Below are 13,257 nucleotides of genomic sequence, written 5' to 3'. Positions count from 1 at the left end.
GGCCGTTCTATTATTTAAACGCCCTCGCGGCGTTAACTGCTTTTTTCCAGCCGGTATAGAGCTTTTCTTTACGCTCTTCCTCCATGGTCGGCTGGAATGCCCGCTCCTTGTGCCATTGCTCCATAATTTCCTCGCGGCTGGTCCAGAAGCCTACCGCCAGTCCCGCTAAATAGGCAGCGCCCAGTGCCGTCGTCTCTGCATTGACCGGACGCTCGACTGGAACGCCGAGAATATCGCTCTGGAACTGCATGAGGAAGTCATTTTTCACGGCTCCGCCATCGACGCGCAGCGTTTTCAGCGTTAGCCCAGAATCAGCCTCCATAGCCGCAAGCACATCGCGCGCCTGATAAGCGAGCGCCTCAAGCGTTGCTCTAATAAAATGCTCCTTGGTCGTGCCGCGTGTCAGCCCGAATACCGCCCCGCGCACGTCGCTATCCCAATAAGGGGTGCCTAGTCCAACAAACGCCGGAACGACATAAACGCCTTCTGTTGAATCGACACGCGCGGCGTACTGCTCGCTGTCCGTCGCATTTTGCAGCATGCGCAAGCCATCCCGCAGCCATTGAATAGCAGAGCCTGCTACAAAAATACTGCCCTCCAGTGCATATTCAACCTTGCCGTCTATCCCCCAAGCGATTGTGGTCAGCAAGCCATGCTCGGACACCACTGCTTTTTCACCCGTGTTCATCAGCATGAAGCAGCCTGTGCCGTAAGTGTTTTTTGCCATGCCTTCCTGGTAGCAGGCTTGACCGAACAAGGCCGCTTGCTGGTCGCCTGCAATGCCGGAGATCGGAATTTTGCAGCCAAAAAAGTGATATTCATCGGTATAGCCGTATACCTCAGAGGAAGGACGTACTTCTGGAAGCATATTAGCTGGTACGGTTAGCAGCTCCAGCAGCTCTTCATCCCATTTTAGCTCGTTAATGTTATACATCAGTGTGCGCGATGCATTGGAATAATCCGTCACATGGACTTTGCGCCCGGACAGGCGCCAGATCAGCCACGTATCGACCGTTCCGAACATCAGCTCGCCGCGTTCAGCCTTCTCCCGCGCGCCCTCCACATGGTCAAGAATCCATTTTACCTTCGTGCCTGAGAAATAAGCATCAATAAGCAAGCCCGTCTTGCTGCGGAACAACGGCTCGTGGCCATCAGCCTTAAGCTGCTCGCAAATCTCTGCCGTTTGGCGCGATTGCCAGACGACGGCATTGTAAATCGGAATTCCCGTCTCGCGATCCCATACAATCGCCGTTTCACGCTGGTTCGTAATGCCGATTCCAGCAATCTGCTGCGTTTTAATGCCTGATTCAGACAAACAGGCGGCAATGACGGCCAGTATAGAGCCCCAAATTTCATTGGCGTTATGCTCGACCCAACCTGATTTTGGAAAATACTGCTTAAACTCCTGCTGGGCCGTATGAACCTTTTCCCCTTTTTTATTAAATAAAATAGCCCGCGAGCTTGTCGTGCCTTGATCGAGCGCCAATATATATTTTTCCATCAATTCAATAACCTCCTGATTTACATGTTCCATAGCGCCGCATTACTGGATGAAACCGCAATAGCACCAGAACCGAACAAAGCGGGCAAATCCTCACGCGTATGCACAAAGCCGCCCAAAATAATTTCCGTATTCGTCTCCTGCCTGATTGTGCCGACCATAGAGTGGGCGAAGCTTGGCAGCAGCTCGATGTAATCGGGCTTCACATGCGCAGCCGTATTAATAATCGTCTTGACCGAATGCGAGTCAATGAGAAATCCGCGTTGAATAGCTGCCAGCCGGTGTTTCTTGGCAAGCAGAAGGCTGGATGTTCTCGTGCTGATGACGCCATCAATTTTGATCGCCTTGGCTAAATAATGAATAGATGCCTCATCGTCCTTAATGCCTTTGACCATATCCAGATGCAAAAACAGCTTTTTCCCCGCGCCTCGCACCGCATCCGCAATGCCTTGCAATTGGATTAGCTCTCCCTCTAGCAAAAATAAGATGGGCTGCGGCGAGGCAAGCGCCTGCTCTAATTCCTTGAAATTCCGAATGGCCGGAATGACCGTATTCGGCTGCATGCTTGTTCCCTCCCTACTCGCAATCATTCACGGCTGCCCGGATTACTGTGAAGGCTATGAAGCTGTAAACGATTTCAACGGCTATAAATTAAAAAAAGCCGACAGAAAGAATGTATACACCCCATATTTGGAATTTATATACTCAATCCAGCGGCTGTTCTCATTAGTCTCACAGCGAGTTTTATTTACTTGTCAGTGACGATTATAATATACTAAGGTCAAGCTGTAAACCCACTCATTCCTTATGAAAGGGCCAGAAGGCCAAGCGCTTCCAGTTCCTCAAGAGCTTCCTCAGCGTCTCGCTCCGGATTCAGGCTGGCGATGAGTTCTTTTGTTATTTCAGCACCTTCGAAAACCGCGCTCACGGCTGCCAAATCCAGCTCCTCCTCAAAGTAGCCTTGCGCCCACTCCTGATAGCCCTCTGGGGAATCGCACAAATAGCCTAGAAGAAAATTCGCACCATCTTCCCAACCATCCGGCTGCTCATATTCGCTGCTGTGCCACGCGGAATTTCCATTTTCCCACCATATGCAAAAGGTAACATCCTCATGGGTGAATGCCACATCCTGTATACGATGCAGCAGCGCCTCAGGCACCTCATCATAAATGCCCGGCCAAGTGCCGTATTCCTCCTGCGCATGCGGGCTATAAGGGGATTCATGGTCAAAGCCTTTGATAATGGCCCCTTCCGGTGCAAAAACAACAAATACAACATCGCCAGACCCATTGTTCAAGCTGCCCATCGTTTCATCATCCGACCATGCGGAATCATAACGATGAACGCGTAGCCATTCTTCCTCGCACATCATCAAATCCAGCGCAGCGAGTATGCGCATCTGCTTCTCCAGCTGCTCCGGTGCCGGCAACTTTGGCATATCCCATATCTTCATTCGTATCTGCCTCTTTCCCCATTAGCCAATTTATGCGCCGCTTTCCTTTAAAAGTGTCTTCATATATTTCCCATTATACAACAAAAGCATTGGAAGTTCCGCCTGATTTCATACGCGAAGCCTGCAGCGCTTTGTCAAGCGGGCTGGAAAAGATTTATTTCAGCCAAACTATTTTACGCTACACTACGAATATATAAATAAGCGGCCAAGCAAAAACGACTTCGTCGTCCTTCTAGGACGAGCGAAGAGCTTTGTCGGAGAAATATAAGCCCTATTTATACGTGAAAACTTATAAATGCTTATATTTAAAACTGACTGGCAACTTAACGATTTAGGAAAAGAGAGGGCGCATGGAGACGGAAGCAGCATGGATTAAGCAAATCCAAAAACAATCAAGCGAGGCAGCAGCGAACGCGCTGGTCCGCCATTATTACAAAGAATTGTACAGCTATGTGTATAGACAGACGACGAATAAACAGCTGTCCATGGATCTCACACAGGACATCTTCATCCATATGCTGCAGGCGATCGGGCACTATGACGGAGGCAAGGGTTCCTTTCGGGCGTGGCTGTACAAGCTTGCGACGAACCGGATCGTCGACTATTACCGCTCGCGGTACTATCGCTACGATCAACGGACGACAGCGATGGATGAAGAAATCGCCGAGGAGGTTGATTTCACGCTGAAAATTGAGCAAAAAGAACAGGTCGAAGCTGTTTTGCAGCTTGTAAACGAGATGGATGCTGCCGCTCAGCATATTTTCCGGCTCAAATTTTTCGCCGAATATACGTTTGCCGACATTGCGCCGCTGCTGCATATGCCGGAATCGACCGTCAAAACGAAATATTATACGATGCTCAGAAAGCTGAAAAACAGATTGGGAGACGATTACGATGAAAACCGATAAAACGGAGACGGTTGAGCTGCCAAGCGAGCAGGAAATCGAGCAGCAAATCAATCTGATTGTGGCACGGGGGCTTGTGCCGAAGCAAACCTTCTCAGCCTACTTGCGCTTAATGTATACCCGTCTTGGCTTTCGTTATATGTTTCATGACTGGACGGAAATTGCCTTTGCACTTGCTGCCGGCTCTCTGCTTATACTATTCGCCCTATTTTTAGAATCAAGCCATTCGCAGGTCATAGAGGAGGATATTTATGCCGCTATCTTTATTGGGTCGCCCGTCCTCTATCTCCTTGTATCCACCCTCTTCTTCGTTCGCCGCAAGCATAGCGATACGTATGAAACGGAAATGGTGTGCAAATACAATGTGTATCAGCTTGCTTCGCTGCGGATGCTGGCTTTTAGCCTCATCTGTTTGGCGCTGAATGTAGCACTCGTGCTTGCTGCTTCCGCTATGTTTCAGCACATTCACCTGCTGTTTGCGCTGGCGCTGTCAGCTTCGTCACTGTTTCTATTTTCCGTTGTTTTTCTGTATATCATACTACGCATTCGCTCGGACATAACGAAATACGCCCTGATCTCGCTCTGGTTTGCTGGCAATATCGGATTGAAGGCTTTGTTTAGCACAGGGTATATACAGCTGCTTCAAACGATTCCTGTCTCCGTTTATTTGCTTTTAACAGCTGTCTGCGGGACGCTATATATCAAAAACCTAAACCAATTGCGAAAACTGCAAAATCCGGAAGGAGCTATTTAAGATGCTGACTGTACAGCAGGTGTCCAAACGCTTCGGCAGCTTTAGCGCGCTGGAGGACATTAATCTTGAATTTACGAATGGCGTATATGGACTGCTTGCCCCAAATGGCGCTGGCAAAACAACGCTTATTAAAATGCTCGTCACGCTGCTGTTTCCAAGCGAAGGCGAAATTTTATACAACGGTGAAAATATTATTAAAGCGGATGAGCGCTATCGCGAGCAGCTCGGCTATCTTCCGCAGCAATTTGGTTATTACAAGCATTACAGCCCGCGCAAATATTTGCTGTACATCGCCGCCCTGAAAGGCATGCGCGCATCCGATGCCAAGCCGCGAATAGCCGAGCTGCTGAAGCTCGTTGCGCTGGAGGATGTCATGGATAAAAAAATGCGCAAGTTTTCCGGCGGCATGATCCAGCGCGTCGGCATTGCGCAGGCGATGCTGAATGATCCGCGCATTCTCATCCTTGACGAGCCAACCGCAGGGCTTGATCCGAAGGAACGCGTTCGCTTTCGCAATATGCTGGCGCAGCTTGCCCGCAATCGCATCGTCATTTTATCAACCCATATCGTCTCTGATGTAGAGTCGATTGCCGATGAAATTATTATGATCAAGGACAAGCGGGTGCTGCACAAACGCCCCATCGCGGACATTTGCCGCCTGCTTGAGGGAATGGTATACGAAACGACCGTCGATTATGAGGAAGCTGACCACTTTCGGGACATGCATTTGTCCATCTCGGAGCGGCAGGAGCAGGGAAGGCTAAAAATCCGTTTTATTGGCCGCGGCGACCCGCAGCCGAATTGGACAATGGCTATTCCCAATTTGGAGGATGTGTTTATTTATATTTACCAGGATGAGGCACAGGCGGATGAAACGCCATGAGGGTGATTATCTGGCGCTATGAGCTCAGAAAAGCGCTGCTGTCTCCGGTTATTTTAGCGCTGCTCGCCCTCTTCCTCGCGTTCAATCTGCTGTACATTATGCAGCAGGCGTATAAGCGCCAGGATATGGCGGTACTGAACACAATGGCTGGACAATTCGGTGTGCGCATAACCAATCAGATGCTGGCTGAGCTTGAACAATATGAGCAGCAGCAGCTCGCAGAAATGAACACGCTGACGAATGAACGTGCAGGAAAAGTAAATGCGCAGCCGGATGATTTTTTCGCTTATGATAATTTGAACGAAGTTGTTTATCAGCAACCGGGCCTATTTCTGGAATCTGAAATCGCCAGCTTTCATCGGCTGAGCATTTTGCAGCATTATGCTGCGAGAATGCAGAGCATCGATGAAGCCTATGCCAAGCTGGATACGAGCCAGATGGCTGAAGGTCAAATTCAATTGTATGGCCTTAGCGGGCAAGCTGCCATTGCATTGAAAGAGCGTTATTCCGGGCTGGGCATACGGCTTCAGCAGCTTGAGGCAAGCGGTGAATATAAGCATTTATTTTTCGATGGCAAGCTGTATGGAACGCATTCGATGCTGTTTAAAAGCCTGCTCAGGATGCTGCTGTTCGAGCTAATGATTTTAGCCGTGCTCCTTTCTGTCTTCTTAAGCAAAAATGAATTTGAGCAGCATACGCATTTATTGGTTTATGCAGCCAAGCATGGACGAAAGCTGCAAACGGACAAGCTGCTTGCCGCGCTTGCTGCTGCCGCTGCACTGACAACTATACTGGCTGGCGTCACCCTTTCCGCCTATTTTCTCACTTTCAGCTACAAGGGACTGTGGCAGGTGCCGATCAGCAGCTTTTTCACCTGGGAGCCAGGCATGGCCTTTCCATTTCTCACTTGGCACGTTCTATCGTTCGGCAAGTATTTGGGCTGCGCTGTAGCACTCATGTATGGGCTTCAGCTGATTTTCGCTGCCTTGGCCTTTGTTCTCGGCTCCTTTATCAACAGCAGCTACCTTGTATATGGAAGCTTTGCCGTACTGTTTGGCAGCCTGCTGCTGCTAGGAAGAGTCATACCGACGAGCTCGGAGCTGCTATTTTATGCGGGCTTCACTCCCTTTCAACTCATGCTTAATCCGCATATATGGTTCACGGCAGGCGGGGCGTTCAATATGGTCCGGGATTGGGAATGGATAACCGCAGGCGGCTGGGCCATTGTGCTCGCTGCACTCTGTTACGTGCGCCTAAAGCAATTTAAACGCCAAAATATTCATTAAATCGGAGGTGCAGCTGTGGGGATCATCCTTCACGAAATGAAAAAGCTTTTTAGCCTGAAAATAATCGTGTTAGTCGCTGTACTGAACGTCCTTTTTTATTTGATGTACATCCAGTTTTATTTTGAATATTTTCCGAACGGCAGGCCTGATAAAGATGCGTATAAGGTTGTCATCGAGATGCAGCAGCAATATGGGCTGGAGCTTGATGAAACGGAATTCGAACAGTTCAAGCTGAGCTATCACAAAAGAGTTCAGGAAGCTGAGCAGCTTATGCATAATGACCCGCAGTTTAAGAAGGCCGGCATTTCTACTTATGAGGCTTTTCGTGCAATGGATGTGTTCAGCGACAATAAGGAATGGGATGAATTAGACCGCTACGCGCTGTTCAACCCCGGCATTGATTTGTTCTGGGAGCTGCAAGGCAGAGAGTATTTAATCGAGCAATATGAACGCAGGCTGGAGCGGCCTTATGCAAATCTTTCAAATGAGGATGCGGCGGCCCTGCAGCGAATGGATGAAATGGTGGCGTCTGGCACGCTGAATACGATTTTTCCATCGATGATTTATGATAATTTTAAAAATGTAATATTTTATGTGTATGCCATAAGCATAATCAGCATTTTGCTAATCGTATCGCCGATTTTTTTGCGCGACAGGCGCAGCCGGGTCGTTCATCTCCAGCATGCCTCGCGTATCGGGCGCAGCCTGTTCCTCAGCAAGCTGATTGCGGCACTGCTGTCTGCTGTGCTCATTATTTCTATACAGCTCGGCTGCTTCTTTCTATTGTACAGTCAGCAGCCGGGCATTGAATTATTTTACGAAGCACCCATCAACTCTGCCTTTAATTTCCCCTACTTCTGGCATGATCTTACGTTTGCCCAGTTTATCATGCTGACGGTTGCCGTCCTTTATGTGCTTGGCTTGATTACCGCTCTGGCGGCAGCTTTCTTCTCCAGCATCTCTGCGAATTATATGGCGCTCGTTGCGCTGCAAATTCCTTATATCTATCTCATGACACAGCCGCTTTCCCGTGTACTGATTGAAGAACTCATTATGTTATACAGACCGAAGTACGCACAGCCGCTCGCTTACGGGTTGTTTATCACAATCGTCGCTGGTTTGCTTGCATACAGATGGCATCGGGAACGAAAAGGAGATTTGCTTCTATAAAGCTTGCTTTGCCATCAAGCATCAGCCTGCCCACAGGCCTCGCTTGATGGCTTCAACTGTTTAAGCAGCGGTTCCATGAATGCCTGCGTTTGCTCGATATTTATTAAAGTACGATTTCAACAATTGGGCACATGACCCAGTATCAATAGGCTAATGTGCATCATACATTGCCTTATAAGTTTTCATAATGTTTTGAACAAAGAAACGTAAAAGGAGTTATTCATCATGTGGTCTTATTCTCCTGATTGTTATTCTCGCGCATTTGGACCATTTGGCATTCCAGGCCCTTCAATGCCGCCACCAATGGCTCCCCCTTTTTTCCCTCAACCAGGAATGCAGCCATTCCCAAGCACGCAGCCTCCCGTTCAAACACCTGCTCAAGGAGGCCCTCCTGCTTTCGCTCCTCCTTCTACCATTCCACCCAGACCACCACAAAAGCCACAAGGAGTGTCTGCTTTAATTGATTCAGGCGCAATCGTAAGTTGTCGAAATAAATTCACCTATATATGGCAAAGCAATGGCGCTTCCTACTGGATGTTTATTACTTTTGTTGGCCCAAATTCAATAGCTGGTTGGCGCTGGGTAGGGCCAGGAATTGGTTGGGTCAATTTTGGGCTTGATCTTAGATTTGTAGACTCGAGTGTCTGCGTCCCTTAATTTTATGATTTTTCATTAAGACGATTGTGGACTAACCTCCAAGGGGATGCAGCGATGCATTCCCTTTTTTTATTTTGTGCCTTTATCTTTTGCCTTATCTCCGTTCCACACCAGCTTGACGCGCAGGCAGAAAACCACTATATTATAAAAATGACTGACAGTCATTCATTATTAAAAAAAGGAGCGAACTCAAATGTCAGAGCTTATCATTCCACCCGGCCCGAAAGGCAAAATGCTGCTGGGCAACCTGCCCGATTTTGGCAAGGACCCGCTCGGTTATCTTACACAAACCGCCGAAAGCTATGGCGATCTGGTTAAAATGCGCCTTGAGAAAGATCGGGATACGATTCTCGTCAGCCATCCGGATCATATTGAATATATTCTTATGCAAACCAATAAGATTTTCTCCAAGGGCTATCATCGCGACCGCATTATGAGCATGGTACTCGGCAATGGCCTGGTCACGAGCGAAGGCGATTTCTGGCTGCGCCAGCGACGGCTGTCCCAGCCCGCTTTTCACCGCAATCGCATTCATCGTTATGGGGAGCATATGCTGGCGTATGCCGGCAGCATGCTGGCGGAATGGCAGGATGGGCAAACACGCGACATCCATGAGGATATGATGGATGTGACGATGAACATTGTAGCAAAGTCTCTATTTGACGCCGATTTGCAAAAAAATGCCGACCATATCAGCTCCTCTATTTGCCGCGTAATGACCGAATATAACACGCAGATGGGCAGCATTTTTCAACGCCTGCTGTCTCTGCTTCCAATTACCGTCCCGACGCCTGGAAATGCCAAGCTGAAAAAGTCGGTTGAGCAGCTCGATGGCCTCATCTATGAAATGATTGCGAGCAGGCGTACCGAGCCTGGCGACCGCGGCGATCTTCTCTCAATGCTGCTGGAAGCCAGAGATGACGATGGCAGCGCCATGAGCGAATTGCAGCTGCGCGATGAAATTATGACCATGTTTCTCGCAGGACATGAGACAACTGCAAATACGCTGAGCTGGGCGCTTCATTTGCTCGCTACCCATCCAGAAATCCAAAATCGCCTGCTTGCAGAGGTTAGAGAAAAATGCGCTGGCGGCGCAATACAGGTAACTGATTTCCCTGAATTGACGTTTGCGCATTACATCATTAAGGAAACGATGCGGCTTTACCCGCCCGTATGGATCATTTCCAGAGAAACGCTGCAGGATGTTGAGCTTGGCGGCTTCCACATTCCGAAGGGTACTGAAGTGAGCATGAGCCAATGGGTCATGCATCGCCATCCCCGTTATTTCGAGGACCCGCTGAGCTTTATGCCGGAGCGCTGGGAAAATGACTTTGAAAAACGGCTGTCCAAATATGTGTATTTCCCGTTTGGCGGCGGGCCGAGATTTTGTATCGGCAACAATTTCGCATTGATGGAGGCTGTGCTGCTGCTCGCTGCTATCGTTCAGCGCTTTGAAATTGTTCCATCCGCTCATTTTGAGGTTATTCCCGAAGCCTCCATTACGCTGCGGCCGAAGCATGGTTTGAGCGTACAAGTTAAGACCCGCTAGGCTAGCATTGCAATTCCACATGCAGTTACGGTTGCAAACAAAAGCGGATATCGGTAAGCTTATCGTAGATTAGGATTAACGGAAGGAAGCTTTCCATGAAGCAAACTCGCACAACCCGTGTAAAAGACGAACGAAAAAAAATAGAGCTGCTTGCGGCAGCACGCCAAGTCATGAAGGAAAAAGGCATGGAGGACATGACCATTACGGAAATTGTTCGGCGTGCCGGAGTCGCACAAGGCACCTTTTATCTTTATTTCCCATCTAAAACATCGCTTGTCGTGGCTCTGGCTGAGGAAATGCTGCAATCGGCGCTGGAGCGCGTTATGGCAGAAACGGAAGGGCTGACGGCCCCTTCTGCCTTTATTGACAAGGCCGTCCCGGCTGCCTTCCAGCAGTTCGGCTTGTACAGCGATGTATACCCCATTTTGAACAATGGCGGCGGCTTCGTTAAAGATGCAGCCCAGTGGGATCAATTGTTTGAGCCCTTCTATTCCTACGTCAGCCTGCTGCTTGGCAAGTGGCAGGAGGAACAGCTGATCGACGGACGAATGAATCCCGAATTTGCAGCTCGCATGGTCGTCTCCCTTATTGAGCAGGCGGTCGAGGATTGTTATCTGTATCGGCCAGATGTGGATGCAGCCGCCTATTTGGCTGATTTGATTTATTTTATTCGCAAGGCACTTGGCATTAGAGAAGCTTGAGCAGCTTGCTCTTCATGAAATGTGCTGATCATGGGGGATCTATCGAATGGATATTCGTATATTGCAAACATTGGATACCACGGCCTATCATGCGCTGCGATTAAGCGCATTAAAAATCAACCCGGAAGCGTTTGGCTCAACTTATGAGAAAGAAGTGACATTTTCAACAGAAACCGTTATGGCGCGGCTTACACCCTCAGAGGATCAATTTGTTATTGGCGCTTTTGCCGAACAAGCCCAGTTGGCGGGCATCGTAACTTTTATGCGTGAAAAAAAGGCTAAAACTGCCCACAAAGCAAATGTTTACGGAATGTATGTAGCGCCTCCCTTTCGCGGGCAAGGCATCGCAAAAGCACTAATGCTGGCTTTAATGGCTAGAGCCAAATCCAGCAAAGGCTTGGAGCAGCTCCATTTAGCAGTAGTTACTGATAATATTTCCGCGATAAAGCTGTATCAAGAGCTTGGCTTCGAGCTGTATGGCGTAGAACCTAACGCCTTAAAATTCAACGGAAACTATTCAGACGAAAATTTAATGGCTTTAAAGCTATAAATACGCCTTGGAAATTTTCAGGTTGATAAGCAGGTTTGCCTCAGAAGATAAAAAAAAGACGTTCCCTCCAATTCATGAAAGCTGGATGGGGAACGTCTTTTTTTGCCTTTCTGTTTATTTTTTATCCAATCGGCCAGCACCGCGCTTCGCTCTCCACAACGTTATTTTCCGCTCAGCCGCTGCATGTTTCGACGGTTATCCACAAATTTCAGCAGCAGTTTACAAAATAATACTTTCCTATTTTTTTCATCTATTGTAAAATGATAGACGAATTGAAAGTTTGCTAGATGTATCCAAAAATTCAAAATCAAAGTACATGTGGGGATGAGGATCAGCTAGCTGTTTAAAAAAATCCAATCTCAGAAAATGGAGGAACAAAAATGTTAAAGAAAACCAGCCTCGCCTTGACTTCATTCTTGCTCTCGGGTTCCCTGCTTGCCAGCAGCCTTACCGTTGCGTCAGCAGCTCCAGCGTTGCCAACGATTACGCCAGCAGTCGCTTATCAAGCTTCAGCCGCCGCGGTCAGCAGCATTACGCTCGCAGACATGCCTGCGAACCTCAAAAGCTCCATTGAGTGGGTATGGACTAATCGCATGGTAACGGAAGGCTCGACGGTTCGCAAAAACTTGATTTTTGATCAAATCGTTGCTGGAAAAGGCACTTTAAATTACGTCGTGCGCTGGCAATCGGGCAAAAACTTGACGCTCCAGCAGCGCAAGGATCTTGCCGCCATGCTGCAGCGCCAAATGAATAACTGGACGAAGCATTTGAAAGATTATGACGGCTGGCCTTACGGAGACATCCAAGTGAAAATCGTGGGCTGGGCCGTAGCCAACTCCGCGCAAATTTTAGACAAGCAAGCAGATGAAATCATCTATACAGACTATATAACTGACCAACTGAGCACCTCTAATCCCGCTATCCCATCGAAGCTGCCTGTAGCGCCGAGCGCTTTGTCGCGCTTCGACCATTTTACGAACCCCAACTATGTTTATCCAGGCGGACTCGACAAGCGCTTTGACATGTATTTGTGGGCAACATCAGGCTTTGGCGGCGGAGCAGGCGGCGATTGGGGCCAGCGCATGTCCGACGATTACATTTTGAGCACCGTCAATTCCAATGAAATTCAAATTACAGAGCATGAAATTGGCCATGGCTTTGGTTTGCCAGACTTTTATGAGGCGAACGAGCGCCCTCCGGGCGGCTTCCCAGTGCCTACCATTATGTGGGCAGGAAATTCGCCAACGATTACGAACTGGGACATTTGGATGCTGCGTTATACATGGAGCCAAGTGAAGAAGGATGCTACTCGATTCCCGGGCATAACTGATAATGGCAATGCGAATTTGAGCAACATTGCGCTTAACGCTTCCGTTACGTCCTCTTATGTATCCCCTTGGGAAAGCATTAGCGCACTCAATGACGGCTTTGATCCGATTCATTCCAACGACCGCAACCATGCGGTTTATGGAAACTGGCCGGAAACCGGTACGCAATGGGTTCAATATACGTTTGATAAGAGCTACACCGTTACACAAACGGATGTGTACTGGTTCAAGGACAATGGCGGTATCGATGTGCCGAGCTCATATAAAATCAAATATTGGAACGGCAGCGCTTGGGTAGATGTCCAAAACGCCGTCGGCCTCGGAACGAGCATTAACCAATACAACACAACAACATTCAAACCTGTAGCAACGACATCGCTGCGAATCGAAATGGTATCGAAAAACCCGGCATCCACTGGCATTTTAGAGTGGAAGGTTAAAGCATCCAGCTAGCATTGGAGCCTGGGAGTTCAGCAAACAATAAGCTAGGCTGCGAGTAAAGCAAAACAGCATAAGCATA

Annotated in this window: 12 protein-coding genes; 9 read left to right on the top strand and 3 right to left on the bottom strand. The window is 48.5% G+C overall.

What is annotated here, in order from left to right:
• Positions 1-10: 10 nt before the first annotated feature.
• The 3 genes from glpK to BBD42_RS19620 form a co-directional block, all read right to left on the bottom strand.
• Positions 11-1,501, bottom strand: coding sequence for a glycerol kinase GlpK (glpK, locus tag BBD42_RS19630; protein WP_099519543.1), 1,491 nt, complete (start codon positions 1,499-1,501; stop codon positions 11-13).
• A gap of 20 nt (positions 1,502-1,521) precedes the next feature.
• Positions 1,522-2,064: a glycerol-3-phosphate responsive antiterminator gene (locus BBD42_RS19625; protein WP_099519542.1), complete on the bottom strand. Its 543-nt coding sequence runs from the start codon at positions 2,062-2,064 to the stop codon at positions 1,522-1,524.
• A 242-nt stretch (positions 2,065-2,306) separates the two neighbouring features.
• Positions 2,307-2,954, bottom strand: a complete 648-nt coding sequence (locus tag BBD42_RS19620; RefSeq protein ID WP_099519541.1) for a hypothetical protein — start codon at positions 2,952-2,954, stop codon at positions 2,307-2,309.
• A 350-nt stretch (positions 2,955-3,304) separates the two neighbouring features.
• Between BBD42_RS19620 and BBD42_RS19615 the strand changes: the two genes are divergently transcribed.
• The 9 genes from BBD42_RS19615 to BBD42_RS19575 all read left to right on the top strand — a co-directional run bounded on the left by BBD42_RS19615 (position 3,305) and on the right by BBD42_RS19575 (position 13,190).
• On the top strand, positions 3,305-3,862 hold the full coding sequence (locus tag BBD42_RS19615) for an RNA polymerase sigma factor (protein ID WP_099519540.1): 558 nt from the start codon (positions 3,305-3,307) through the stop codon (positions 3,860-3,862).
• On the top strand, positions 3,849-4,613 hold the full coding sequence (locus BBD42_RS19610; protein WP_099519539.1) for a hypothetical protein: 765 nt from the start codon (positions 3,849-3,851) through the stop codon (positions 4,611-4,613). Before BBD42_RS19615 ends, BBD42_RS19610 begins: the two co-directional genes overlap by 14 nt.
• Position 4,614: 1 nt before the next feature.
• Positions 4,615-5,496 carry an ABC transporter ATP-binding protein gene (locus BBD42_RS19605; protein ID WP_099519538.1) on the top strand — a complete coding sequence of 294 codons (882 nt, stop codon included), beginning with the start codon at positions 4,615-4,617 and terminating at the stop codon, positions 5,494-5,496.
• Entirely contained in the window at positions 5,493-6,782 is a 1,290-nt protein-coding gene (locus tag BBD42_RS19600; protein ID WP_099519537.1) for a hypothetical protein, read from the top strand. Before BBD42_RS19605 ends, BBD42_RS19600 begins: the two co-directional genes overlap by 4 nt.
• A gap of 36 nt (positions 6,783-6,818) precedes the next feature.
• Positions 6,819-7,952, top strand: coding sequence for a hypothetical protein (locus tag BBD42_RS19595; RefSeq protein WP_150131572.1), 1,134 nt, complete (start codon positions 6,819-6,821; stop codon positions 7,950-7,952).
• 850 nt (positions 7,953-8,802) lie between these two features.
• Positions 8,803-10,158, top strand: coding sequence for a cytochrome P450 (locus BBD42_RS19590; RefSeq protein WP_099519535.1), 1,356 nt, complete (start codon positions 8,803-8,805; stop codon positions 10,156-10,158).
• 95 nt (positions 10,159-10,253) lie between these two features.
• On the top strand, positions 10,254-10,859 hold the full coding sequence (locus BBD42_RS19585; RefSeq protein ID WP_099519534.1) for a TetR/AcrR family transcriptional regulator: 606 nt from the start codon (positions 10,254-10,256) through the stop codon (positions 10,857-10,859).
• Positions 10,860-10,905: 46 nt separating this feature from the next.
• Complete coding sequence (locus BBD42_RS19580) at positions 10,906-11,409, top strand: GNAT family N-acetyltransferase (RefSeq protein WP_099519533.1); 504 nt, start codon at positions 10,906-10,908, stop codon at positions 11,407-11,409.
• A 380-nt stretch (positions 11,410-11,789) separates the two neighbouring features.
• Positions 11,790-13,190 (top strand): discoidin domain-containing protein, encoded by a 1,401-nt coding sequence (locus BBD42_RS19575; RefSeq protein WP_099519532.1) that lies wholly within the window; start codon positions 11,790-11,792, stop codon positions 13,188-13,190.
• Positions 13,191-13,257 lie beyond the last annotated feature (67 nt).

This window comes from Paenibacillus sp. BIHB 4019 (genome assembly GCF_002741035.1).
In the GTDB taxonomy this organism is placed as follows: domain Bacteria; phylum Bacillota; class Bacilli; order Paenibacillales; family Paenibacillaceae; genus Pristimantibacillus.
The sequence above is the reverse complement of the archived record's forward strand: the minus strand, read 5'-3'. Positions and strand labels throughout refer to the sequence as shown.

Coding starts and splice junctions, on each gene's coding strand:
- BBD42_RS19580 (WP_099519533.1), top strand. CDS start 10,906: ATGGATATTCGTATATTGCAAACATTGGATACCACGGCCTATCATGCG.
- BBD42_RS19575 (WP_099519532.1), top strand. CDS start 11,790: ATGTTAAAGAAAACCAGCCTCGCCTTGACTTCATTCTTGCTCTCGGGT.
- BBD42_RS19595 (WP_150131572.1), top strand. CDS start 6,819: ATGAAAAAGCTTTTTAGCCTGAAAATAATCGTGTTAGTCGCTGTACTG.
- BBD42_RS19615 (WP_099519540.1), top strand. CDS start 3,305: ATGGAGACGGAAGCAGCATGGATTAAGCAAATCCAAAAACAATCAAGC.
- BBD42_RS19610 (WP_099519539.1), top strand. CDS start 3,849: ATGAAAACCGATAAAACGGAGACGGTTGAGCTGCCAAGCGAGCAGGAA.
- BBD42_RS19590 (WP_099519535.1), top strand. CDS start 8,803: ATGTCAGAGCTTATCATTCCACCCGGCCCGAAAGGCAAAATGCTGCTG.
- BBD42_RS19605 (WP_099519538.1), top strand. CDS start 4,615: ATGCTGACTGTACAGCAGGTGTCCAAACGCTTCGGCAGCTTTAGCGCG.
- BBD42_RS19620 (WP_099519541.1), bottom strand. CDS start 2,954: ATGAAGATATGGGATATGCCAAAGTTGCCGGCACCGGAGCAGCTGGAG.
- glpK (WP_099519543.1), bottom strand. CDS start 1,501: ATGGAAAAATATATATTGGCGCTCGATCAAGGCACGACAAGCTCGCGG.
- BBD42_RS19585 (WP_099519534.1), top strand. CDS start 10,254: ATGAAGCAAACTCGCACAACCCGTGTAAAAGACGAACGAAAAAAAATA.
- BBD42_RS19600 (WP_099519537.1), top strand. CDS start 5,493: ATGAGGGTGATTATCTGGCGCTATGAGCTCAGAAAAGCGCTGCTGTCT.
- BBD42_RS19625 (WP_099519542.1), bottom strand. CDS start 2,064: ATGCAGCCGAATACGGTCATTCCGGCCATTCGGAATTTCAAGGAATTA.